The sequence below is a fragment of the Mesorhizobium sp. 2RAF45 genome (genome assembly GCF_052115225.1).
In the GTDB taxonomy this organism is placed as follows: Bacteria; Pseudomonadota; Alphaproteobacteria; order Rhizobiales; family Rhizobiaceae; genus Mesorhizobium; species Mesorhizobium jarvisii.
The window spans coordinates 41,729-65,482 of record NZ_JBFRGG010000014.1; the positions used below are offsets into that span (position 1 = coordinate 41,729).

Consider the following 23,754-nt stretch of genomic DNA (forward strand, 5'->3'; position numbering starts at 1 on the left):
CGATCAAGGATGGAGCTGTGGATATGTCTCTTGGATTCCGCGTTTCCGGCCGCATCGGCAAACCGGTTGCCGAAGTCTTCGACGCCGTCGTCAACCCCAGGAAGCTGAGCGGTTATTTCACCACCATCGGCGGCGCCAGCGCGCCGCTCAAGACCGGCATCAGCGTCGTCTGGTGGGGCACGGTGCCGGTCGAGGTCGACGAGGTGGTCAGGGACAGCCGTATCGTGCTGCGCTGGGACGCCACCGACGCCGACGGCAAGCCGGCCTACAAGACCCGCATCGAGATGAATTTCGAACAGCTGGACGATGGCGGCACCTTCGTCACCATCGCCGAAAGCGGCTGGCAGGAAGGCGCGGTCGGCCTGAAGAAATCCTACCTCAACTGCGAGGGCTGGTCGCAGATGCTGGCCTGCATGAAGGCCTATGTCGAATACGGCATCAATCTGCGCGACGGCTATTACCGCAGCGAGATGAAGGGCGAACCCGCCAACGAGACCAATGTTTGAGCAGCGAAAACGGAGGCCAGCGATGACGAAAGTAACACCGTTCCTGATGTTCGAGGGCAAGGCCGAGGAGGCGATGGCGCTTTATTGCGAGACCATTCCCGGCAGCAACATCCTCGACATCACCCGCTATGGCGCCGGTGAGGATGGCCCGGAAGGGACGCTGAAGCTGGCGCGCGCTTCGATCGCCGGCCTGGACGTCATGGTCTTCAACAGCCCCGTGCACCACGCCTTCGGCTTCACGCCGTCGGTCTCGTTCTATATCGACTGCTCCTCCTCGGAGGAACTGGACCGCATCGTCGACGCACTGGCGAAGGATGGCGGGTTCCTGATGCCACCCGACAATTACGGTTTCAGCCGCCGCTTTGCGTGGTTGAACGACAGGTTTGGTGTCTCCTGGCAAGTCAACCTGGCCTGACCGAACCTGGCCGAAACGATCACGAAGACACCCAAGCGCAGCGCAATGGAGACAGCAATGACGACGAAAATCACCGGCGGCATCAACATCGCCATGAAGGTGCCGCCGCATCAGTTTGAGGCGACGATCGCCTTCTACCGCGATATCGTCGGCCTGAAGCCATTCACCGCCAAGGCTCCGGCGATCGGCTTCGAGCTCGGGCCCAACCGCCTATGGATCGACGAGGCGCCGATGTTGAGCCAGGCCGAGGTCTGGCTGGAACTGTTCACCGAGGATTTCACGACCGCTGCCGCACACCTCGCCGAGGCCGGCGTCGTGCGTTGCGATGCCATCGAGCCCTTGGGCGAAGGCTTTCGCGGCGGCTGGATCACCAACCCGGCCAGCGTCGTCCACATGCTGCGCGAGCCCGACGCCTGGTGAGCGCCAAGGCCAGAAAGGAGACCGCCATGGAGATCCGCGAAACCCCGACAGCCGAAGCCGGCATGCTGATCCGGCGGCCTGTCGCCGAAGTGTTCGAGGCCATCGTCGATCCAGCCGTCACCACCAAATTCTGGTTCACTCATGGCAGCGACCGGCTGGACAGCGGCAAGGAGGTCCGCTGGGAATGGCGCATGTATGGCGTCTCGACGACAGCCAAGGCCAGCGAGATCGTCAGGAACGAAAGGATCGTCATGCAATGGAGCGATCCGCCGACCACGGTGGTCTGGACCTTCAACGAAATGCCCGGGGATGCGACCTTTCTCGAGGTCCGTAACTTCGGTTTCGCCGGGACGGGCGACGAGCAGGTTAAGGAAGCGATCGGCTCGACCGGTGGCTTCACGCTGGTGCTGGCCGGCGCCAAGGCCTGGCTGGAACAGGGTCTGACGCTTGGCCTGATAGGCGACCGCCACCCGAAGGGCGTGCCGGGGCGTTAGATGCCCCAGCACCCCGATGCTCAATGCCCGTCGCCGGGCTTCGCTTTCCTGCGCCGCCGCGCCAGCATGTTGAGCCCCTCGACCAGGGCCGAGAAACCCATCGCCGCGTAGATGTAGCCCTTGGGCACGTGGTAGCCCATGCCGTCGGCGATCAGCGTCATGCCGATCATCAACAGGAAGCCCAGGGCCAGCATGACGATGCTGGGGTTCTTGGCGATGAAGTTGGCCAGCGGACCCGCCGCCAGCATCATCACGCTGACGGCCACGATCACGGCGATGTACATGATGGCGATCTCGTCGGTCATGCCGACGGCGGTGATGATGGAATCGATCGAAAAGACGAGGTCGAGCAGCAGGATCTGGAAGATCGCGCCGGCAAGCGAGATCTTGAGCGTCTCACCCATCATCGTGTCCTTGTGGTCGTCGGGATCGACCGTGTGATGGATCTCCTTGGTCGCCTTCCACACCAGGAACAGGCCGCCGGCGATCAGGATCAGGTCGCGCCAGGAGAAGCCATGGCCGAAGGCGGTGAAGACCGGCGTCGTCAGCTGAACGATGATCGAGATGGTGGCCAGCAGCACCAGCCGCATGACCAGCGCCGCCGAAATGCCGAGCCGGCGGGCGCGAGCCCGCTGCGCTTCCGGCAGCTTGTTGGTCAGGATCGAGATGAAGATCAGATTGTCGATGCCGAGCACAATCTCGAGCACCACCAGCGTCAGCAAGGCGACCCATGCGGTTGGATCGGAAACGAATTGAAAATGCGGCGCAAGAAATTCGATAAGCTGCATGGAGGTCGTTGTCCCCTCTTTTAACGATCTGAAGCAGATGTCGTCGGCAGTTAGGTACTGCGCGCGCCTATATCAATGTCATGACCAGAAGGATGGAGCCGTTTCTTCCAGTCTGGGCCCGCGACGAAACGGCGCGATCTTCTCGGTCAGTCCGGTACGATCGGAAATATTGACACCGACCCCACACAAGGTCGCCGGGCCGGTCGCTGCCTCGAAGCGCCCCTTCGGCACTTTCGACAGGAACCGGTTGAGCGGTTCCTCCTTGTCCATGCCGAGCGAGGAATCATAGTCGCCGCACATGCCGGCATCCGACAGATAGCCGGTGCCGCCATTGAGGATCTGGTGGTCTGCGGTCGGCTGGTGGGTGTGGGTGCCGACGACTAGGCTGGCGCGGCCGTCGACAAAATGCGCGAAGCACATCTTTTCCGAGGTTGCCTCGGCATGGAAGTCGATCACCACCGCGTCCGCCTGTTCGCCGAGCGGGCAGGCGGCAAGCTCGCGTTCGCCGGCCTGGAACGGATCGTCGAGTTCGGGATGCATGAACACCCGGCCCATGATGTTGGCGACCAGCACGCGCGCGCCGCTCCTGGCGATGTAGACGCCGGAGCCGCGCCCGGGTGTGCCTTTGGGGAAATTCGACGGACGTAGGAAGCGTTCTTCGCGCGGCGCGAAGGCCAGCGCATCGCGCTGATCCCAGACATGATTGCCGGTGGTTACGACATCGGCGCCCGCCGCGATCGTCTCGCGAAAGATCTCCTCGGTGATGCCGAAGCCGCCGGCGGCATTCTCGCCATTGACGATGACAAAATCGAGTTTGAAGTCCGATATCAGGCCGGGCAGTTGTTCCCACACCGCCGTGCGTCCCGTTTTTCCGACCATGTCACCGAGGAAGAGAAGTCTCATATGATCCCGCACCGAAAGTCAGCGAAGCAAAAGCTGCATGACATCCGCGAAAAGATCATGCCTCCATTATCTACAATTTTGGCGTGAAGCGGCGCAACCCGCTCTCGGTGAGTATTTCCGGGATGATCACGTCATGGTTCTCGTCCGGAACCTGTGCCACCTCCTGGCAGTCGAAGGCGATGCCGATCAGCCGGGGCGTATGCCCCTTGTCGACGAGCTTCGCGATCGCGCGGTCGTAATAGCCGGCGCCATAGCCGATGCGGTGGCCGCGCGCGTCGAAGGCGGCGAGCGGCACCAGCATCACCTCGGGATCGAGCACCTCGGCCTCTTCATGGGGCCCGACCGTGCCGAAGCCCATGTCGACCATCGGCGCGCCGCGCACCAGTTCGCGAAAGACGATCGTGGTCTTGTCGAGAATGGCGGGCAGGCAAAGCCTCGCGCCCTGTTCACGCAAGGCAAACATCAAGGGCCTGACGTCGACTTCCGAACGCATCGGCCAGAAGCCGGAGACGATCTGGCCGGGCTCGATGGCGAGATGATCGCGCGCCGTCTCGGCCATTTCGAGCGCCATCTCCACCCGCCAGAATTCATCGAGCGCATCGCGGCGTCCAAGCGCCTGGAGTCGCAGCTGTTTTTTCTGGTCTTTGAGAGATGTCATGCGCGGACGATAGAAAAGGCCGGATCGGGATTGCGTGTTGGGAGCGACGTTTTCCACCGCATCATCCACCGAAATGCGTGGATATAGGGGCAAGAAGTGACGATCCACACAACCGGTGGAGAGAGCGATCCCGGGAACCTACAAAGTAGGTGGGCGCCGTGTGAGAAAACCCACGGGTCTTCCCAGGGACAGCTCCCTAAGGATCGTTAAGGCCCCGGGGAAAATGTTCTCCTGCCGGGAAGCACAGACCGTCCCTCCCAATATAGGCCGCTCATCGGTCGAGCGCCAGTGAGACCGGCAGTCTCGGCGGCTTTATTCGCCATCCGCGCCGCACCCTTGCACAGCCCGGGCGGCGTCCTTACGGTCACAGGGTGAACCAAGGAGCAAAAATGCGTTTCGAAGGCACGGCGGCCTATGTCGCCGACAAGGATCTGATGGTGGCCGTCAACGCGGCGATCGCGCTGGAGCGGCCCCTGCTGGTCAAGGGCGAGCCCGGCACTGGCAAGACCGAGCTTGCCCGTCAGGTGGCGGCGGCCCTCGGCCTCGATCTCATCGAATGGCACGTCAAATCGACGACGCGGGCGCAGCAAGGCCTTTACGAGTATGACGCCGTGTCACGGCTGCGCGACAGCCAGCTCGGCGATGCCAGGTTCAACGACATCAAGAACTACATCAAGCGCGGCAAGCTCTGGGAGGCGTTCGCGGCGGGCAAGAAGGTTGTGCTCCTCATCGACGAGATCGACAAGGCCGACATCGAGTTCCCCAACGACCTTCTGCAGGAACTCGACCGGATGGAGTTCTTCGTCTACGAGACCGGCGAGACCATCCGCGCTGCTATCAGGCCGATCGTCATCATCACCTCCAACAATGAGAAGGAACTGCCGGACGCCTTCCTGCGCCGCTGCTTCTTCCACTACATCCGCTTTCCCGACGTCGACACGCTGCACAGGATCGTCGACGTCCATTATCCCGGTATCAAGCAGAATCTGGTGCGCGCGGCACTTACCCAGTTCTACGAGATCCGCGAGGTCCCCGGCCTGAAGAAGAAGCCGTCGACCTCCGAGGCGCTCGACTGGATCCGCCTGCTGGTCGCAGACGACATCGCACCCGAGGATTTGCGCGCCGACCCGAAGAACGCATTGCCCAAACTGCATGGCGCACTGCTGAAGAACGAACAGGACGTGCATCTGTTCGAGCGCCTGGCCTTCATGGCCAGAAGACAGCAATAGCGCTTTCCCCGACCGTGGACCGTTGCCGCGGGCCGGACAGGACGGCAGCTTCGGCCACAACCTTTCGCAGGAGATGAAATGTCCGAGATTATTGTCCGCCCGCTCGCACAGTCCGACCACGCCGACTGGAAGCGCCTGTGGACCGACTACCTTACCTTCTATGAAACCAGGCTGCCGGAAGAGGTCTATGCCGTCACCTGGAAGCGGCTGTTCACGGAAGGCGAATTCGAGCCGAAGGGTTTTATCGCCACGCTCGACGGCAAGGCGGTCGGCCTCACCCACTATCTCTACCATCGCTCAGGCTGGTCCGAGAAAAACAACTGCTACCTGCAGGACTTGTTCGCCGACCCGGACGTGCGCGGCAAGGGCATCGGTGCGGCGCTGATCAATGCCGTAAAGCAGGAAGCGGCAAAGATCGGCGTCAAGAATGTCTACTGGATGACGCACGAAACCAATGCCACGGCGCGCAAGCTCTACGACCACGTGGCGCGCCGCACCGGCTTCATCGAGTATGATCTGCTGTAGATAGACAATGTTCATCCCCTTCTTCCTCGAACTGAAGGCCGCACGTGTTCCCGTCTCGCTCAGGGAATACCTGTCACTGCTGGAAGGACTGGAAGCCGGGCTGGTCGACTATGACGTCGAGGGTTTTTATTACCTGGCCCGCGCCGCTCTGGTGAAGGACGAGCGCCACATCGACCGCTTCGACCAGGTATTCGCGCATGTCTTCAAGGGCATTGAAGCGCTGGGCGGACCGGATGCGGTGGACGTTGCCAACATCCCGGAAGAATGGCTGCGCCGGCTTGCCGAAAAGCATTTGACCGAGGAGGAGAAAAAGCTGGTCGAGGCGCTCGGTGGCTTCGAAAAGCTGATGGAGACCTTGAAGCAAAGGCTGGAGGAGCAGAAAGGCCGCCATCAGGGCGGCTCGAAATGGATAGGCACTGGCGGCACCTCGCCCTTCGGCGCCTATGGCTACAATCCCGAAGGCGTGCGCATCGGCCAGCACGAAAGCCGCAACCGCCGCGCCGTGAAGGTCTGGGACAAGCGCGAGTTCCGCAATTTCGACGATGCCGTCGAGCTCGGCACCCGCAACATCAAGATCGCGCTGAAGCGGCTGCGCCGCTGGGTGCGCGAGGGCGCCGAGGAGGAATTCGACCTGCCCGGCACCATCCACGCCACCGCCGAGCATGGCTATCTCGACGTGCAGACGCGGCCCGAGCGCCGCAACGCGGTCAAGCTTTTGATGTTCTTCGATGTCGGCGGCTCGATGGACGACCACATTAAAACTGTCGAAGAGCTGTTTTCGGCGGCGCGTGCCGAATTCCGCCAGCTCGAATATTTTTACTTCCACAACTGCCTCTACGAGGGCGTGTGGAAGGACAATCGCCGCCGCCATGCCGAGGTGATTCCGACCTTCGATCTCCTCCACAAATACGGCCCGGACTACAAGGTGATCGTCGTCGGCGACGCCGCGATGAGCCCTTACGAGATCGCCCACCCCGGCGGCTCGGTCGAGCATTGGAACCCGGAGGCAGGCGCCGTCTGGCTCGGCCGCCTGCTGCAGCAATGGCCGAATGCGGTATGGCTCAATCCCGAGAGCGAAAAGAACTGGGGTTACACCCATTCGATCGCCATGATCCGCGACATCTTCGGCGGCCGCATGTTCCCGCTGACGCTGGCCGGGCTCGAAAGCGCAACGAAGCAGCTTTCCAGAAAACACTGAGCAATTTCCGGAGCCACCATGACCTGCTTCCTCTGCCTGCAATGCGGCGTCCAATTCGCGGCGACGGAGACGCCGCTGCAACACTGCCCGATCTGCGAGGACGAGCGGCAGTTCGTGCGCTGGGAAGGCCAGGCCTGGATCGCGCCGCAGGAGCTCTCTGCCGGGCATCGACTGGTGATGCGGGATGATGCCGGCGTGCTCGGCTTCGGCATCGAGCCGCGCTTTGCTATCGGCCAGCGGGCGCAGCTGGTGCAGACGCCGCATGGCAATGTGCTGTGGGACTGCGTCTCGATGGTCAGCGACGAGGCGGTGGCCGAGATCAACCGCCGCGGCGGCCTGGCGGCCATCGCCATTTCGCACTGCCACTTCTACTCGGCGATGGCATGTTGGAGCGAAGCGTTTGGCGGCGTGCCGATCTATCTCCACGCCGACGACCGCCAATGGATCATGCGGCCGCATCCCTCGATCGTCAGTTGGCAAGGCGAGACGCTCGTCCTCAATCCGTCGCTCACGCTCGTCCGCTGCGGCGGCCATTTTGCCGGCAGCCAGGTGCTGCACTGGCAGCGCGAGGGCGGCAACGCCCTACTGACCGGCGACACGGTGCAGGTGACGCCGACGCGCCGCCATGTCAGCTTCATGTACAGCTATCCCAACCAGATACCGCTCAACGCGGCGGCCGTGCGCCGCATAGCGGCGGCATTGGAACCATTCGCCTTCGACGATATCCGCGGGGCATGGTGGGACCTGAACATCATCGGCGGTGGCAAGACGGCCCTGGCCACCTCTGTCGCGCGCTATCTGGCGGCGATAGGATGATGATCGCGAGCGTAAATGCGGGCAAACCTTGTAACAAATGCCTATTTGTTGCGAATATGAGGTTGCAACAAAGAACGAGCCGCCAAGGCTGAGGAGATCAAATGGACACCCACACTTACCCCGTCACCCGCACCGATGCCGAATGGCGCGCCCGGCTGACGCCGGAGCAATATGCGGTCATGCGCAATCACGGCACCGAGCGGCCGGGCAGCTGCGCTTTGCTCTACGAGAAGCGCGCCGGCACATTTTCCTGCGTCGGCTGCGACCAGCCGCTGTTCGAATCCAAGCTGAAGTTCGAGAGCGGCACCGGCTGGCCGAGCTTCAACGACCCGGTGCCCGGCTCGATCGAGACCACCGTCGACCGCAGCTATGGCATGGTCCGCACCGAGTGCCATTGCTCGCGCTGCGGCAGCCATCTCGGCCACGTCTTCGAGGACGGCCCGCCGCCGACCGGTCTGCGCTATTGCATCAACGGCGTGGCGCTTAATTTCGAGCCGGCGGCCTGAAGGGGCATCGCGCAGGCTTTCAGCAAAGGGCGGCTTCGGCCGTCCTTTTTCATGCTGCGTTCCGTCCGCTCAGACCACGACCGTGGCGATGAGCCACAGCGCCGAGCCCAGCAGCATCAGCGCGGCCTTGGCGCCCGATTTCTCGGCCGTCCGCCAGACCGCTATGGTGAGGAAGATGTTGTAGGGCACCGGTGCGAAATGCACCGCCAGCACGAGCCCGACCGGCATCTTCAGCGCAAGCAGGATCAGAGCGACCACGGACGAGGCAATGCTGATCCCCGTCCCGACCAGCAGCATGTCGCGCCAGAACAGCCGGTCGATCGGCACCTCGCCTTGCCAGCGCGAGCGGAAGAAGGATCCGGCGCCTTCCGGGGACACCGGCGCCCTACCCCTGTCCGAGCACATCGACAACGGCGCGCTCGACGCGCGAGCATTCCGTCACCAGCCAGTCGGTCATGGCGGGCCAGTTGTCCTCGGCAAAGCAGTTGACCCGCCACATCGAATTGATGCCGAGGCCCTCGCAACTTTGTTCCGGCCTGAGGTTAAGCCTCTCTTCGATCGCCGGCTGGAACGGCTTCAACCGCGACCAGCTTTGCGTGGCGCCGAACTTTTCGTTGCGGCCGAAAAAGACGCCGACATGGTTCTGCGCCGGCGCGACATACATGGAAATGACCAGGGCGAAATCAGGCAGCCCGCGCTGCCAGAACCAAGGCCCGCGCCGCGCCAGCCGGGCTCTTTCCTCCGGATGCCGTTCGGCGAACAGCGACCAGAAGCCACGATGGCGGAACTCCGAGGCGCGGCGTCCGCCGAAGTCGAATTCGCTCATGGTTCAAACCGTATTCACGGCAACCGCATCGGGCACCGGGCGGTTAGTCTTACACCATGCCGAGCGCTGCCATGTACAGATCGAGGATGGCATCCTCTTCCTGGCGCTCGGCCTGATCCTTCTTGCGCAGCCGGATGATGGTGCGTATCGCCTTGGTGTCGAACCCCGTGCCCTTGGCCTCGGCGAACACTTCCTTGATGTCGTCTGCGATCGTCTTCTTTTCTTCCTCGAGCCGCTCGATGCGTTCGATGAGGGCACGCAACTGGCCGGCGGCAACAGTCTGGCTGGTCTCGGTGATATCGTCGGCCATGTTTTTCTCCAAAATTGGTTCTGGGCCGCGACTCGGCGAAAGACGGCGGCAAATTTGAGCCGGTTCGATGCCCGACCGGCGGCGGCGGGTCAAGCTGTTATCGAACAAGGCATGAGGGCTGCCGACAGAAGCCGACAGCCATCTCGCTCACATGGACCTGGGCATGTCGAGATTCAGGCCAGGCCGAGCCGAGAATGGTGGCTTCCGCGAACCGGAGCAAAGCGTACTTAAAGTACGTGAGCGCAGTTCTACTGCGACGCAGTAGAACGGGGAAGCCCAGGAAGCCACTATTCGCAGGCCGGCATCACCTGAATATCGATATGCCCTAAGCGAACGCGATCAGCAGATCCTTCGCATCGATCTGGTCGCCGGCCTTGACCAGCACCTCGGCGACGGTGCCGTCGCGCTCGGCATGCAGCGCCGTTTCCATCTTCATCGCCTCGATGGAGAGCAGCACGTCACCGGCCTTCACCGCCTGGCCGGTGGCGACCGAAAGGGCGGAGACCACGCCCGGCATCGGCGCGCCGACATGCGCCTCGTTGCCAGGCTCGGCCTTGCGGCGCGCCTTGGCGGCGGAGGCGCCATGCGCCCGGTCCGGCACCTTCACGCGCCGCGGCTGGCCGTTGAGCTCGAAGAACACGGTGACCATGCCCTTGTCGTCGACATCGCCGATGGCGAGGCAACGCACGACAAGCGTCTTGCCCTTCTCGATGTCGATGAAGATCTCGTCTTCCGACTTCATGCCGTAGAAATAGGTCGGCGTCGGCAGGACGCTGACCGGCCCGTAGGTCTCCTGCGCGCCGGCAAAGTCGGTGAACACCTTCGGATACATCAGCCAGGAGGCGAACTCGTATTCCGAGAGCTTGCGCTCGAGCTTCTCCTCGATCTCCTTGCGGCTGGCCTCGAGATCGGCGGGCTTGAGCAGCGAGCCAGGCCGCGCCGTGATCGGCTTGTCGCCCTTCAGCGCCTTCTTCTGCAGCGCTGCAGGCCAGCCGCCGGGCGACTGGCCGAGATCGCCGCGCAGCATCGAGACGACCGAGTCCGGGAAGGCGATATCCCTGGCCGGGTTCTCGACATCGGCGACGGTGAGGTCCTGGCTGACCATCATCAGCGCCATGTCGCCGACCACCTTGGACGACGGCGTCACCTTGACGATGTCGCCGAACATCAGATTGACGTCGTGATAGGTCTGCGCCACCTCGTGCCAGCGCGTTTCCAGCCCGAGCGAGCGAGCCTGTTCCTTGAGGTTGGTGAACTGTCCGCCCGGCATTTCATGCAGATAGACTTCCGAGGCCGGCCCCTTGAGATCGCTTTCGAAGGCGGCATACTGGTTGCGCACCGCTTCCCAGTAGAACGAGATCTTGCGGATCCATTGCGGGTCGAGGCCAGGGTCGCGCTCGGTGCCCTTCAGCGCCTCGACGATCGAACCCAGGCAAGGCTGCGACGTGTTGCCGGAGAAGGCATCCATCGCCGCGTCGATGGCGTCGACGCCGCTCTCCACCGCCGCCAGCACGGTCGCCGCCGACAGGCCCGACGTGTCGTGGGTATGGAAATGGATCGGCAGGTCGGTCGCCTCGCGCAGCGCCTTGAACAGCACGCGGGCCGCCGCCGGCTTCAACAGGCCCGCCATGTCCTTGACGGCGATGATGTGGGCGCCGGCGGCCTGCAGTTCGCCGGCCAGGCCGACATAGTATTTCAGGTCGTACTTGGCCCGCGCCGGATCGAGAATGTCGCCGGTATAGCACATCGCCGCTTCGATCAGCTTGCCCTCGGCGCCGACCGCGTCCATGGCGACGCGCATGTTCTCGACCCAGTTCAGGCAGTCGAAGACGCGGAACAGGTCGATACCGCCGCTCGCCGCCTGCTTGACGAAATGCTGCACGACATTGTCGGGATAATTGGTGTAGCCGACGCCGTTGGCGCCGCGCAGCAGCATTTGCAGCAGCAGGTTGGGGGCCGCCTCGCGCACCAGCGACAGCCGCTCCCAAGGATCCTCGGTGAGAAAGCGCATGGCGACGTCGAAGGTCGCGCCGCCCCAGCATTCGAGCGACAGAAGCTGCGGCAGGGCGCGCGCATAGGTGCCGGCAATATTGGCAATGTCATGCGTGCGCATGCGTGTCGCCAGCAGCGACTGGTGGCCGTCGCGCATGGTGGTATCGGTGACCAGAACTTCCTTCTGCTCGCGCATCCAGCCGGCGAATTTCTCCGGACCGAGCACGTCCAGCTTCTGCTTGCTGCCGCCCGGCACATTGCCGTTGAGATAGGGCACGACCGGTGCTGCCGCATCGGCCTTCGGCATCGGCCGGCCGCGCGTCTCGGGATGGCCGTTGACGCTGACATCGGCCAGGTAGTTGAGCAGCTTGGTCGCGCGGTCCTGGCGCTTGACCTGCTGGAACAGCTCCGGCGTCGTGTCGATGAACTTGGTCGTATAGGAGTTGTCGGCGAAGCTCGGGTGGTTGATGATCGCTTCGAGGAAGGTGAGGTTGGTGGCGACGCCGCGGATGCGGAATTCGCGCAGCGCCCGGTTCATGCGGGCAATCGTCTCGGCCGGCGTCGGCGCCCAGGCCGTCACCTTCTCCAGCAGCGGATCGTAGAAGCGGGTGATGACGGCGCCGGAATAGGCGGTTCCGCCATCCAGCCGGATGCCGAAGCCGGTGGCGCCGCGATAGGCGGTGATGCGGCCGTAATCCGGGATGAAATTGTGCTCGGGATCTTCGGTGGTGATGCGGCACTGCAAGGCATGGCCGTTCAGCCTGATGTCCTTCTGCGCCGGCACGCCCGATTGCGGTGTGCCGATGGCGAAACCGTCGAGGATGTGGATCTGCGCCTTGACGATGTCGATGCCGGTCACCTGCTCGGTGACGGTATGCTCGACCTGGATGCGCGGGTTGACCTCGATGAAATAGAATTTCCCGGTATCGGCATCCTGCAGGAACTCGACCGTGCCGGCGCCGATATAGCTGGTCTCGCGCGCGATCTTCAGCGCGTAGCCGCAAAGCTCCTCGCGCTGCGCCATTTCGAGATAGGGCGCGGGTGCCCGCTCGACGACCTTCTGGTTGCGGCGCTGGATCGAGCAGTCGCGCTCGAACAGGTGCACGGCATTGCCATGCGTGTCGCCAAGCACCTGCACCTCGACGTGGCGCGCGCGCTCGATCAGCTTTTCGAGATAGACCTCGTCCTTGCCGAAAGCGGCCTTCGCCTCGCGCTTGCCTTCCGTGACCTCGCGGGCGAGATCGGCCTCGGAACGGATGGCACGCATGCCGCGCCCGCCGCCGCCCCAGGAGGCCTTCAGCATCACCGGATAGCCGATCTCCTTGGCCAGTTTCTTGACCGCCTCCATATCGTCCGGCAACGGATCGGTGGCGGGAATGACAGGCACGCCGACTTCGATGGCGAGATTGCGCGCCGCGACCTTGTTGCCGAGACGGCGCATCGTGTCCGGCTTCGGTCCGATGAAGGTGATGCCCGCTTGCGCGCAGGCTTCGGCGAATTCGGGGCTTTCGGACAGAAGCCCGTAGCCGGGATGGATGGCATCGGCGCCCGAGAGCCTGGCGACGCGGATCACCTCCTCGATCGACAGATAGCTCTCGATCGGCCCCATATCCTTGATGAGATGCGGACCGCGCCCGACCTGGTAGCTCTCGTCGGCCTTGAAGCGGTGCAGCGAATATTTGTCTTCCTCGGCCCAGATCGCCACGGTTTTGAGGCCCAGTTCATTGGCCGCGCGAAAGACGCGGATGGCGATTTCTGACCGGTTGGCGACGAGGATCTTCGTGATGGCCAAGGACTGGGCTCCAGCAGCGGAAGGGACGGGAAATCGGTGCAATGATTAGCGTGAAAATGCTGCAGTGCAAACAAAATCAGCGCCGGTTTAAACCGATTTAAATCAATTATCCGGCCAACACTCGCACGCCTTAGCCCCAACGGACGGAACAATGGCGACAATTTCGATCCTGGATGCGATCTCTCCGCCTGAGGGGAGCCGGCAAGAAAGATCATCGGCCGACCGAACGCGCCAAAAGAAAATGCCCGGCGCGTTGCGCCGGGCATCTTGGATTTCAGACCTGTCAGAGCAGCTTATTTCGGGAACCAGGAATACTTGCCGTCGTCCTTCTTCTTCCACTCGTACATGATGTAGCCCGGCAGCTTCGGATCGCCCTTGGCGTCATAGGCAAGATCGCCCAGAACGGTCGGGAACGGGCCGTTTTCATGCATCGCCTTGGCAACGGCCTGCGGGTCGTTCGTCTTGGCGGCAGCAGCCGCCTCGGCGACCACCTGCACGGCGGCGTAGGCGTAGAGCGTGTAGGCTTCCGGCTCGAAGCCCTGCGCACGGAACTTCTCGACGAGTTCCTTGTTGGCCGGGATCAGGCGCGGATCGGGTCCGAACGTGTTGAGCGTGCCGGCGACGGCGTCGCCCGCGATCGCCGCGAGTTCGTCCGTCACGATGCCGTCACCCGACATCATCGGTGCCTTGAGGCCCTGGTCCGCCGACTGGCGGATGATCAGGCCGGCTTCGGTGTGCAGGCCGCCCCAATAGATCAGGGTGACGCCGGCTTCCTTCATCTTGGCGATGAGCGCCGAGAAGTCCTTGTCGCCGACATTGACGCCTTCATACATCACTTCCTTGACGCCGGCGGCGTTCATCGCCTTCTTGGTTTCATCGGCGAGGCCCTGGCCATAAGGGGTCTTGTCGTGCACGACGGCGACCTTGGCATCCTTGAAGTTCGCGGCGATATAGGCGCCGGCGATGCTGCCCTGCTGATCGTCGCGTCCGCAGGTGCGGAACACGTTCCACAGACCGCGCTCGGTGAACTTCGGGTTGGTCGCGGCCGGGGTGATTTCGACGATGTTGTTTTCGGCGTAGACTTCCGAGGCCGGGATCGAGACGCCCGAGTTGAAGTGGCCGATCACGAACTTGACGCCGTCGCCGACGAACTTGTTGGCAACCGATATGCCTTGCTTCGGGTCGGAGACGTCGTCGCCGACTTCAAGCTTGATCTGCTCGCCGTTGATGCCGCCCTTGGCATTGATCGCAGCGACCGCCGCCTCTGCGCCCTTCTGCAGCTGTGCGCCGAAGGCCGCGTTCGGACCGGTGATCGGACCGGCAACGCCGAACATTACATCAGCCCACGCGTTGCCGCCGAACGCGACAAGCGCGGTCAGGGCGACGGCGGACAAAAGTGACTTTTTCATTTAAACGCTCCCATTAACGGAGTGGGCGTGGATGAAGCTTTCATGCGATGCCCACCCTTATCGCAGAAAGCATAGTTTGCCGATTTTCAGGCACTTGTCACGCCGATTCATCCCTGACCCGGCGTTAATGATGAACCTCAACCTTTCGGTTTCCAGCTCAAGATTGAAGCTCTTTCGTAGAGCCAATTATACTGTGTGACCATCTGGTTGGTTCGTGTGTATTGATAGCCGACGAAGCCCAATATCATCAGCACGATGGTGTCGACGATATAGTACTGCAGCGAGAACATCGTGCCGTCGAACAGCGCATGATGGATGAAGCGGATGCCGATGCCGAGACCCAGCAGATAGGCGAAAAGCTGGATGAAGGAGCGCCATGTCTGGGCGCTGGCCTTGCCGGTCATCCAGGCCGCCCAGCCGCCGAGCAGGCAAGTGACGAAGAAGAACTGCCAGATCGAGGGTTCCTCATAGAGAATGCCCTGCATGATGAAGTCTCCCTAGCACGATCCCGAAAAGTTGCAGACTTTTCGGACAAGGATCATGCGACAAACAAACAAGTTGGAGCGGGATACCGGATGCACATTCCGCTCCAAACTCAGTGATGTCCGCCTTCGAGATAGGCGGCGCGCACTTCCGGATTGGCGAGCAGTTCCTTGCCGGTGCCGCTCATCGTCACATTGCCGTTGACCATGACGTAGCCGCGCGTGGCGAGCTTCAACGCGCCGAACGCGTTCTGCTCGACCAGGAACACGGTCAGTCCTTGCGTGCGGTTCAGCTCGCGGATGGCATCGAAGATCTGCTTGACGATCAGCGGCGCCAGGCCCAGCGACGGCTCGTCGAGCAGAAGCAGCTTCGGCCGCGCCATCAGCGCGCGTCCGATCGACAGCATCTGCTGCTCGCCGCCCGACAGCGTGCCGCCGCGCTGCGCGATGCGCTCCTTGAGCCGCGGGAACAGCGTGAACACCTTCTCGACGTCCTCGTCATAGTGTTTGAGGTTGTCGAGGCTGGCGCCCATCTGCAGGTTTTCCATCACCGTCATGCGCGGAAAGATGCGCCGGCCTTCGGGTGACTGGGCGATGCGCATGCGCGCGATCTCGTGCGTCGGCAACTGGGTGATGTCGGTGCCGGCGAAGGTGATGGTCCCTGTGCGGGCGCGCGGAGCGCCGAAAATGGTCATCATCAGCGTCGATTTGCCGGCGCCGTTGGCGCCGATCAGCGCCACGATCTCGCCCTCCTTGACGGTGACATCGACGCCGTTCAGCGCTCGGATGTTGCCGTAGTAGGTCTCCACGCCCTTGATATCGAGCAGCGTTGTCCCGGCCATTATTTGCCCCCTCCACGCTTGCCCGACACAGGCTTGGCCGCACCGGTGGTCTTTGCGGAAGCATGGCTGGTCGCCACCTTGCCGGCATCGACGCGGCGCGAGAATTCCGTGTCCTTGCCCCGACCGAGCAGCTTGGCCTGCTTGACCCATTCCTCGCGCGCAATGCGCCCGTCAAAGGCGAGATAGGCTTCGGCAGCCTCGACATCGGCCTTCTTCCAGGCGCCGATCTGGTCGAAGTGGAAGATGCCGTGCTCGTTGAGCTTCTTCTCGTTGACCGTGCCGATACCCTTGATGCGGGTCAGGTTGTCGGCCTTGCCGCCACGAGGGGCGGCGAGGCGGTTCGAAATGCCTTCGGCCTTTGCAGCGGGCGCCTTGGCGGCCGTCTTCTTCGGTGCTGCTTTCGCCGCCGGCTTGGCCGGCGCGGCCGGTTTTGCGACGGGTTTGCTCACCACGGTTGCCGCGCGGGCATCGACCTGTGCCGCCTTCGAGGCGCCTTTCGACACCGTGACGCGCTCGCCATCGCTGTGTCCGACAGTGTCGGTCACAGGTCCGGCCAGGTATGATGACGACGTACCCGGGCCATGCGCCGCATCCGGCCCAATGTCGAGCTGCTCGATGACGTCCTCGTCGCCGACCTCGGTCAGCACGGTCTCGACCTCCTCGTCGTCGACGCCGAGATAGGCGGCGATGACGCGCGGATCGGTGCGCACCGACTGCGGATTGCCGTCGGAGATCTTGCGGCCGTATTCCAGCACCACGACATGGTCGGAAATCTGCATGACCACCGACATGTCGTGCTCGATCAGCAGGATCGAGGTGCCGGTGTTGTGCTTGATGTCCATCAAGAGCTCGTTGAGCGCCGCCGATTCCTTCGGGTTGAGGCCGGCCGCCGGCTCGTCGAGACACAGAAGTTCCGGACCCGTGCACATGGCACGCGCGATCTCGAGGCGCCGCTGCGCGCCATAGGGCAGATCGCCGGCCGGATCATCGGCGCGATCGACGAGATCGGCCTTCTCCAGCCAATGCCTGGCCAGCTCCATCGACTCGGCTGACGCCTTGCGGTAACCGCTGAAGCCGAACAGGCCAAGCACAGTATAGCCCGATGCCTTCATCAGCTTGTTGTGCTGGGCAACCAGAAGGTTCTCCAACAACGTCATGCCCGAGAACAGCCGGATGTTCTGGAAGGTGCGCGCCACCTTGGCGCGCGCCGGGATTTCATGGTTGGGCAGCCGCTCCAGCAGATAGGTCGAGCCGTCGGCCCGGTTGAGCGTGATCATGCCTTCGGACGGCTTGTAGAAGCCGGTGATGCAGTTGAACACGGTGGTCTTGCCGGCGCCGTTAGGCCCGATCAGCGCCGTGATCTCGCCGCGCCTGGCGGTGAAGGAGAGGTCGCCGATGGCGACCAGGCCGCCGAATTTCATCGACAGATGGTCGACCTGCAGGATGGCGTCGTTCATTTGCGTGGTCGCGTTCATCAGCCGTGGCCCTCCTTGGTGAAGGAGCTTGAGACAGCCCTTCGCTCCTTGAGGAAGGCGGTCGGTTCGCGACTGCCGACGAAGCCGCGCGGCTTCCACAGCATGACGATGACCATGGCCATGCCGAACAGAAGCATGCGGTAGAGTTCGGGGGTGAAGTCCGGCCCGAAGATCTGCTTGAGGAAGTCGAGTTCGCGCAGCGCCTCGGTGCCGCCGATCATCACCATCGCGGCAACCGCAATGCCGACCAGCGAGCCCATGCCGCCGAGAACGACGATGGCAAGGATGATGGCCGATTCAAGGAAAACGAAGGATTCCGGGCTGACGAAGCCTTGCCGCGCGGCGAAGAACGAGCCGGCGAAGCCACCGAACATGGCACCGGTTGCGAAGGCAGTCAGCTTGGTGGTGGTGGTGTTGATGCCGAGCGAGCGGCAGGCGATCTCGTCCTCACGCAAGGCTTCCCAGGCGCGGCCGACCGGCAGACGGCGCAGCCTGATGGTGACGAAGGCGGTAAGCAGGCACAGGCCCAGGATTAGATAGTAGAGGAAGATCTTGTAGTAGGCGCTCGAGGTCGCAATGTGCAGAACCTTGGCAATGTAGTTGGGGTCCGACACGTTGAAGGTCATCAGGCCGAAGAAGGAAACCTTGGGAATGCCGGAGATACCGGCCGACCCGTTGGTGACCTCGCGCCAGTTGATCAGCACCAGGCGGATGATCTCGCCGAAGGCGAGCGTCACGATCGCCAGATAATCGCCGCGCAGGCGCAGCACGGGGAAGCCGAGCAGCACCCCCCACAGAGCGGCCATGCAGCCCGCTGCCGGCAGCAGGATCCAGAACGACAGGCCGTATTGCGTGGCAAGAAGCGCATAGGCATAGGCGCCAAGTGCATAGAAGGCGACGTAGCCGAGATCGAGCAGGCCGGCGAGGCCAACGACGATGTTCAGCCCCCAGGCCAGCATCACATAGATCAGGATCTGGATGCCGAAATTGTCGACCCATTTCAGCGAGCCCTGCAGCCCTCCAGCAATCGACCAGGCGTTAAGCGACAGCACCGCGACCACGAGGATCGGGTACAACACCAGCGCTGTGATGCCCAATTTGGTGAAGTTGGCATGGATGAAGGCGCGGAAGTAGTAGATCACGCAAGCCAGCACATAGATGACCGCCAGGGCGCGCAGGAATTGCAGATAGCCGGCAGGTTCCGCTCCCACCCATCCGGCGAGGGAGCCATTGAAGACGAACAGCAGCACCATCGCGACGACAGCCACGATGAACGCCGGCAGCGTGAAGAACCGTGACCCCACGCTGGCCGGCAACAGACCGGTGGCGACGTTGGCGATCTTCTGGTTGGCCATGAAGGGCTGGCCATAGGCGACATAGAGGAAACGGCCGACGGCCGTGGCGATCACCACGGCGGCGAGCAGGCCCCAACGCTGAGTCAGGACCAGTTCATTGGACATGTTCTGACCGGTCTTCAGACCGATGAACAGCACGAACAGGCCAAGCGCGATGGCACCGGCATAAAACGCTTCCTTAAGCGCGCGTTGGGTGGGGGTAGCGACGCTGTCGCTCTCACGAGATACGGTCACGGCCATGATCTCAGACCTTTTCGACTTCTGGCCGGCCCAATATGCCGGAAGGCAGGAAGATCAGCACGATCGCCAGGATCGAGAACGCCGCGACGTCCTTGTAGTCGATCGAGAAATAGGCCGACCACATGCTCTCGATGAAGCCGATCAGCAGCCCGCCGAGCACGGCGCCCGGCAACGAGCCGATGCCGCCAAGCACCGCCGCGGTGAATGCCTTCACACCCGGCACGAAACCGTCGGAGAAGGCCACCACGCCATAATACATCAGGAACAGCGTGCCGGCGACGGCGGCAAGCGAGGCGCCCATGATGAAGGTGATGGAGATGGTGCGGTCGACGTCGATGCCCAGAAGGGCCGCCATCTTGCGGTCCTGTTCGCAGGCGCGTTGCGCCCGGCCAAGCGAGGTCTTGTTGACCAGGTACCAGAACACCACCAGGAGCAGCGCGGTGACGATGACGATGATGATCTGCTTCAGCGACACGCTGACGCCGTTGATGTTGTAGACCTGGCTGACCATCGGCGGGATCGGCTTGTTGCGCGGACCTTGCGTCACCTGGACGAAGTTCGACAGCGCGATCGACATGCCGATGGCGGTGATCAGCGGCGCCAGCCGGAACGAACCGCGCAGCGGCCGGTAGGCCACCTTCTCGATCGTCCAGTTGTAGAGGCTGGTGAGCAGCATCGCCACGATCATCATGACCAGCAGCGCGATGACCACGGGCACCGAATAGAACAGCGCGCCGAGGATGAGGAAGACGATCAGCGCCGTGAAGGCGCCCACCATGAAGATGTCGCCATGGGCGAAGTTGATCATGCCGATAATGCCGTAGACCATCGTGTAGCCGATTGCGATCAGCCCATAGATCGATCCCAGCGTCAGCCCGTTGATAAGCTGCTGGACAAAATACTGCATGTGTACATGGCTCCCCTGGAATGTCGCCCATGCAGACGCATTCCTTTTCGTATTTCCCCTAGTCGTAAAGTTTCGAGCCCGGATTGCAACGTGATTTTTTTGACCGCCCCGCGTGTTTCCGATTCACGTCGTTCCGACCGCCCGTTTTCTGCACCCGACCCCTGGACTATCGCGGACCCTATCATTGGCATAACGCAATGTCTTTGACGATTCGGCCGTATCATGCACCCCGTTTCGAAGAAATCGCCGTCAAAATTAGGTGATAAGAGGATTCGTTGCGTTCCTGACAGGGTTCGTCTTTTCGTCACACTCCTTTCCGCAAGGTCAGGATTCTCCTCACTTGACCACGAAACCATGCGCGAACGGATCGCGGTCGTCGATGAAGATGGTGTTCAGTCCGGTCATCCGCGCCCAGCCGCCGATCGAGGGGATGATCGCCGGTCTGCCCGCCACGGTGACCTCCTTTTCGACCTTGCCCTTGAACAGCGAACCGATGATCGATTCATGCACGAAGGCATCGCCTGCCCTGAGCTTGCCCTTGGCATGGAGCTGCGCCATGCGCGCCGAGGTGCCCGTGCCGCACGGTGAGCGGTCGATCGCCTTGTCGCCGTAGAACACGGCATTGCGGGCATCAGCCCCTTCCACCGTCGGCTTTCCGGTCCACAGCATGTGCGACAGCCTGTTGATGCCGGGGTTCTCCGGATGCACGAAGGAATATTTCTCGTTGAGCCGTTGCCGCACCACCGGGCTCCAGGCGATGAGGTCGCCGGCGGAATAATCCGCCATGTCGCGGTAGTTCTTCTGCGGCTCGACGATGGCGTAGAAATTGCCGCCATAGGCGACATCGACGGTGATCTCGCCGAGCCCGGGACATTCGACCGTCAGACCTTCGGCATGGAGGAAAGACGGCACATTGGTGATGCGCACTTCCTCGACATATTCGCCGACCTGTTTGTATTCGGCGATGACCAGCCCGGCCGGCGTATCGAGCCTCAGCACACCCGGCGTCTTCGGCTTGATCAGCCCGTGTTCGATGGCCATCGTCACCGTGCCGATGGTGCCATGGCCACACATCGGCAGGCAGCCGGAGGTTTCGATGAACAGGATGGCGATGTCGCAATCCTCGCGCGTCGGCGGATAGAGGATCGAACCTGACATCACATCATGGCCGCGCGGCTCGAACATCAGCCCGGTGCGGATCCAGTCATACTCGGCGAGGAAATGCGCGCGCCGTTCCATCATCGTCGAGCCCTCGAGCAGCGGGCCGCCGCCGGCGACCAGCCGCACCGGATTGCCGCATGTGTGGCCGTCGATGCAGAAGAAGGATTTCTTGGCCATGTCGTTCCTCGAAAAATTCAAAACCGTTGTGGACTGAAGGGGGCAAGATCAACAGACGCAACCTGCCCCAGGATGATTTCCCGGATCAACCGTGCGGTCGCCGCGGCCTGGGTCAGGCCCAGATGGCCGTGGCCGAAAGCATAGACCACCGGCCGGCTTCCCGAGGCCTTGCCGATGACAGGCACCGAATCCGGCAGCGAGGGCCGGAACCCCATCCATTCGCGCCCGCCCGAGGGATTGAGCCCGGGCAGGAACTGCTGCGCCTTCTGCAGGAGCGCCTTCGATCTGTTGAAATTGGGCGGCCGCTCGATGCCGCCGAGCTCGACGGCGCCGCCGACGCGCAGGCCCGTCTCCAGCGGCGTGATGACGAAGCCATGGCCGGAGAAGATCAGCTGCCGCTTCACGTCAAAGGCACTCCTGGGCAGCGTCGTGTTGTAGCCGCGCTCGGTCTCCAGTGGAATGCGGTCGCCAAGCTGCCGCGCCAGAAGATGCGACCAGGCGCCGGCAGCGACGATAAGGTGCCTTGCCTGCCTGGTCGTGCCATCGGCCAACGTCAGTGTCGCGCCATCCTGGTCCGCCGCGACCCGATCGATCCCAGCCCTCTCGAAGCGGGCACCCTTGGCCTCGGCGTAAGCCCACACCGCCTTGCCGAGCAGCTTTGGATCGGCCACCGTCTTCCAGCTCGGCACGAAGGTGCCCTTGATGAAGCGCGGGGAGAGGCCTGGCTGCAAACCCGCCAGGCCTTCGCCCTCGACATGGCGAAAGCCGATGCCGAAGCGCTCGCGCGCGGCCCAGCCGGACAGCGAGGCGCGGAACTCGGCTTCGCTCTCGTAGAGCTCCAGCGAGCCGTCCTCGCGCAGCATCGGCCGCGTGCCGGAGCGATCGAGCAGCCCCATCCATTCGGTTTCGGCGAGCTTCATCATGCCGGCCTGGGCGGCGAGGCTGGCTTCGTATTTCGCCGGCGCGCCGGCGCGCCAGAAGCGGATCAGCCAGGGCAGCAGCCGCGGCAGGTAGGCGGGCGGAATGCTGAGCGGGCCGAGCGGATCGGCCAGCCATTTCGGCAGGTGCTTGATCATGCCCTTGTGCGCCAGCGGCAGCACGTCTGAGAAGGCGAAGGCCGCCGCATTGCCGGAGCTCGTCTCCTCGCAGATGCCGGTGCGGTCGAAGATTGTTACGCTGCACCCCGCCTCGACAAGGAAGGCAGCGGCACAGATGCCGATGATGCCACCGCCGACAATGGCGATATCTTTCCCTTCTCCCCATTCACGGGGAGAAGGCGCCCCAGCGGCGGAGCGCTGCTCCTGTTCCGGGGATTTGGAATTTTCTGGCACGTCGGTGCTGTCCCTTATTCGGCTGCCACCAGTCTGTCCGCCGATAGAGGAGACGTCTGGAGCGACGGCAGCTTCGGCCGCACCGCCAGCGCATCCCGTATGATCTTCTCGACTGCCTTGCGGCGCTCGCCCGACAGCGGCTGGCGCGGCATGCGCACGCGGTCATTGGTATCGATTGCCAGCACTTCGGCAAGCTTGATGTTCTGTACCAGATAGGTCGAGACGTCGAGGTCGAGCAGCGGCCGGAACCAGCGGTAGATGGCGAGCGCCTCCTCGCGGCGGCCCTGCTTCATCAGTTGGAAGATGGCGACGGTCTCGCGCGGGAAGGCGGTGACCAGGCCGGCTACCCAGCCGATGGCGCCGATCGACAGCGCCTCGAAGGCGAGATTGTCGACACCGGTGAACAGATCGTAGCGGTCGCCAAGCCGGTTGATGATCTCGGTCGAGCGCCTGATGTCGTCGGAGGATTCCTTGATGGCGACGAAGCGCTTGTCCGACGCCAACTCCTCCATCTGGTCGACGGTGACGTCGACGCGATAGGCGAGCCGGTTGGAGTAGATCATGACCGGCAGGTCGCCGGCCTCGGCGACCGCGCGCAGCGCCGCGACGGTCTCTTCCGCATTGGTGTGGTAGATCGGGCTCGGCACCACCATCAGGCCATCGGCACCTTCGCTCGCGGCGCGCCTGGCAATAGCGGCGGCCTCCCGGGTGCCCGCCTCATTGACGGTCAGCAGCACCGGCTTCTTGCCGGCGACTTTCTGCGCGGTCTTCAGCACCTCGATCTTCTCGTCAGGCGACAGCATCGGCCCTTCGCCGAGCGAGCCGCAGACGATGATGCCGTCGCAACCGGCCTCCATCTGCAGGCCGAAGCAGCGCTCCATTTCGGCATGGTCGAGCCGGTCGTCGGCGGTGAATTTGGTCGTAACAGCGGGGAAAACTCCGGTCCACATAGTCGTGTCTCCATCTGATATATCAGCCGTATATCTGTTAAGAAACT

The 23,754-nt window shown here is 62.9% G+C and carries 25 protein-coding genes and 1 other RNA gene; 9 read left to right on the top strand and 17 right to left on the bottom strand.

Annotated elements, in window-relative coordinates; translation table 11 throughout:
- Positions 1-23 precede the first annotated feature (23 nt).
- The 4 genes from AB4Z43_RS27150 to AB4Z43_RS27165 are packed head-to-tail and all read left to right on the top strand — an operon-like array spanning position 24 to position 1,835.
- On the top strand, positions 24-506 hold the full coding sequence (locus AB4Z43_RS27150) for an SRPBCC domain-containing protein (protein ID WP_027047498.1): 483 nt from the start codon (positions 24-26) through the stop codon (positions 504-506).
- A 22-nt stretch (positions 507-528) separates the two neighbouring features.
- Positions 529-921 carry a VOC family protein gene (locus AB4Z43_RS27155; RefSeq protein WP_020629069.1) on the top strand — a complete coding sequence of 131 codons (393 nt, stop codon included), beginning with the start codon at positions 529-531 and terminating at the stop codon, positions 919-921.
- A gap of 57 nt (positions 922-978) precedes the next feature.
- Complete coding sequence (locus AB4Z43_RS27160) at positions 979-1,341, top strand: glyoxalase/bleomycin resistance/dioxygenase family protein (RefSeq protein ID WP_019861776.1); 363 nt, start codon at positions 979-981, stop codon at positions 1,339-1,341.
- A 26-nt stretch (positions 1,342-1,367) separates the two neighbouring features.
- The gene (locus AB4Z43_RS27165) at positions 1,368-1,835 is read left to right on the top strand and encodes an SRPBCC family protein (RefSeq protein WP_027047499.1); all 468 of its coding nucleotides are present in this window, start codon (positions 1,368-1,370) and stop codon (positions 1,833-1,835) included.
- Between the two features lie 20 nt (positions 1,836-1,855).
- On the opposite strand, the gene AB4Z43_RS27170 is transcribed toward AB4Z43_RS27165, so the two are convergent.
- The 4 genes from AB4Z43_RS27170 to ssrS form a co-directional block, all read right to left on the bottom strand.
- Positions 1,856-2,623, bottom strand: a complete 768-nt coding sequence (locus tag AB4Z43_RS27170) for a TerC family protein (RefSeq protein ID WP_019861779.1) — start codon at positions 2,621-2,623, stop codon at positions 1,856-1,858.
- A 78-nt stretch (positions 2,624-2,701) separates the two neighbouring features.
- On the bottom strand, positions 2,702-3,526 hold the full coding sequence (locus tag AB4Z43_RS27175; protein ID WP_019861780.1) for a TIGR00282 family metallophosphoesterase: 825 nt from the start codon (positions 3,524-3,526) through the stop codon (positions 2,702-2,704).
- A gap of 70 nt (positions 3,527-3,596) precedes the next feature.
- Positions 3,597-4,184 carry a 5-formyltetrahydrofolate cyclo-ligase gene (locus AB4Z43_RS27180; protein ID WP_027047500.1) on the bottom strand — a complete coding sequence of 196 codons (588 nt, stop codon included), beginning with the start codon at positions 4,182-4,184 and terminating at the stop codon, positions 3,597-3,599.
- A gap of 97 nt (positions 4,185-4,281) precedes the next feature.
- A non-coding RNA gene (gene ssrS, locus AB4Z43_RS27185) (6S RNA) lies at positions 4,282-4,437 on the bottom strand.
- 136 nt (positions 4,438-4,573) lie between these two features.
- Here ssrS and AB4Z43_RS27190 point away from each other — a divergent pair.
- From AB4Z43_RS27190 to msrB, 5 genes are all read left to right on the top strand, one after another.
- Positions 4,574-5,413: an AAA family ATPase gene (locus AB4Z43_RS27190; RefSeq protein WP_027047501.1), complete on the top strand. Its 840-nt coding sequence runs from the start codon at positions 4,574-4,576 to the stop codon at positions 5,411-5,413.
- Positions 5,414-5,491: 78 nt separating this feature from the next.
- Positions 5,492-5,938, top strand: coding sequence for a GNAT family N-acetyltransferase (locus AB4Z43_RS27195; RefSeq protein WP_019861783.1), 447 nt, complete (start codon positions 5,492-5,494; stop codon positions 5,936-5,938).
- Positions 5,939-5,945: 7 nt separating this feature from the next.
- Positions 5,946-7,136, top strand: a complete 1,191-nt coding sequence (locus AB4Z43_RS27200; RefSeq protein ID WP_441939712.1) for a vWA domain-containing protein — start codon at positions 5,946-5,948, stop codon at positions 7,134-7,136.
- 18 nt (positions 7,137-7,154) lie between these two features.
- Positions 7,155-7,952 carry an MBL fold metallo-hydrolase gene (locus AB4Z43_RS27205; protein ID WP_064981254.1) on the top strand — a complete coding sequence of 266 codons (798 nt, stop codon included), beginning with the start codon at positions 7,155-7,157 and terminating at the stop codon, positions 7,950-7,952.
- A 101-nt stretch (positions 7,953-8,053) separates the two neighbouring features.
- A complete protein-coding gene (msrB, locus tag AB4Z43_RS27210) occupies positions 8,054-8,458 on the top strand; it encodes a peptide-methionine (R)-S-oxide reductase MsrB (protein WP_010912078.1) in 405 nt (134 codons plus the stop codon).
- Between the two features lie 69 nt (positions 8,459-8,527).
- On the opposite strand, the gene AB4Z43_RS27215 is transcribed toward msrB, so the two are convergent.
- The 13 genes from AB4Z43_RS27215 to AB4Z43_RS27275 form a co-directional block, all read right to left on the bottom strand.
- Positions 8,528-8,836: a hypothetical protein gene (locus AB4Z43_RS27215; RefSeq protein WP_245314213.1), complete on the bottom strand. Its 309-nt coding sequence runs from the start codon at positions 8,834-8,836 to the stop codon at positions 8,528-8,530.
- A 7-nt stretch (positions 8,837-8,843) separates the two neighbouring features.
- The gene (locus tag AB4Z43_RS27220) at positions 8,844-9,284 is read right to left on the bottom strand and encodes a hypothetical protein (RefSeq protein ID WP_019861789.1); all 441 of its coding nucleotides are present in this window, start codon (positions 9,282-9,284) and stop codon (positions 8,844-8,846) included.
- A 49-nt stretch (positions 9,285-9,333) separates the two neighbouring features.
- On the bottom strand, positions 9,334-9,594 hold the full coding sequence (locus AB4Z43_RS27225; protein WP_010912082.1) for a DUF2312 domain-containing protein: 261 nt from the start codon (positions 9,592-9,594) through the stop codon (positions 9,334-9,336).
- A 325-nt stretch (positions 9,595-9,919) separates the two neighbouring features.
- Positions 9,920-13,378: a pyruvate carboxylase gene (pyc, locus tag AB4Z43_RS27230; RefSeq protein WP_064981258.1), complete on the bottom strand. Its 3,459-nt coding sequence runs from the start codon at positions 13,376-13,378 to the stop codon at positions 9,920-9,922.
- A 293-nt stretch (positions 13,379-13,671) separates the two neighbouring features.
- Entirely contained in the window at positions 13,672-14,787 is a 1,116-nt protein-coding gene (locus AB4Z43_RS27235) for a branched-chain amino acid ABC transporter substrate-binding protein (RefSeq protein WP_019861791.1), read from the bottom strand.
- 137 nt (positions 14,788-14,924) lie between these two features.
- Positions 14,925-15,272, bottom strand: coding sequence for a DUF6867 family protein (locus AB4Z43_RS27240; protein ID WP_010912085.1), 348 nt, complete (start codon positions 15,270-15,272; stop codon positions 14,925-14,927).
- 110 nt (positions 15,273-15,382) lie between these two features.
- Positions 15,383-16,111, bottom strand: a complete 729-nt coding sequence (locus AB4Z43_RS27245; protein ID WP_010912086.1) for an ABC transporter ATP-binding protein — start codon at positions 16,109-16,111, stop codon at positions 15,383-15,385.
- Positions 16,111-17,586 (bottom strand): ATP-binding cassette domain-containing protein, encoded by a 1,476-nt coding sequence (locus tag AB4Z43_RS27250; RefSeq protein ID WP_064981260.1) that lies wholly within the window; start codon positions 17,584-17,586, stop codon positions 16,111-16,113. The genes AB4Z43_RS27245 and AB4Z43_RS27250 overlap by 1 nt, the downstream gene beginning before the upstream one ends.
- Positions 17,586-19,181, bottom strand: a complete 1,596-nt coding sequence (gene livM / locus AB4Z43_RS27255) for a high-affinity branched-chain amino acid ABC transporter permease LivM (protein ID WP_019861792.1) — start codon at positions 19,179-19,181, stop codon at positions 17,586-17,588. The genes AB4Z43_RS27250 and livM overlap by 1 nt, the downstream gene beginning before the upstream one ends.
- Positions 19,182-19,185: 4 nt before the next feature.
- Complete coding sequence (locus AB4Z43_RS27260; protein WP_019861793.1) at positions 19,186-20,088, bottom strand: branched-chain amino acid ABC transporter permease; 903 nt, start codon at positions 20,086-20,088, stop codon at positions 19,186-19,188.
- A gap of 336 nt (positions 20,089-20,424) precedes the next feature.
- Complete coding sequence (locus AB4Z43_RS27265) at positions 20,425-21,426, bottom strand: 4-hydroxyproline epimerase (RefSeq protein ID WP_019861794.1); 1,002 nt, start codon at positions 21,424-21,426, stop codon at positions 20,425-20,427.
- Between the two features lie 17 nt (positions 21,427-21,443).
- The gene (locus AB4Z43_RS27270; protein ID WP_441939719.1) at positions 21,444-22,757 is read right to left on the bottom strand and encodes an NAD(P)/FAD-dependent oxidoreductase; all 1,314 of its coding nucleotides are present in this window, start codon (positions 22,755-22,757) and stop codon (positions 21,444-21,446) included.
- A gap of 14 nt (positions 22,758-22,771) precedes the next feature.
- Entirely contained in the window at positions 22,772-23,707 is a 936-nt protein-coding gene (locus tag AB4Z43_RS27275; protein ID WP_019861796.1) for a dihydrodipicolinate synthase family protein, read from the bottom strand.
- Positions 23,708-23,754: the final 47 nt, after the last annotated feature.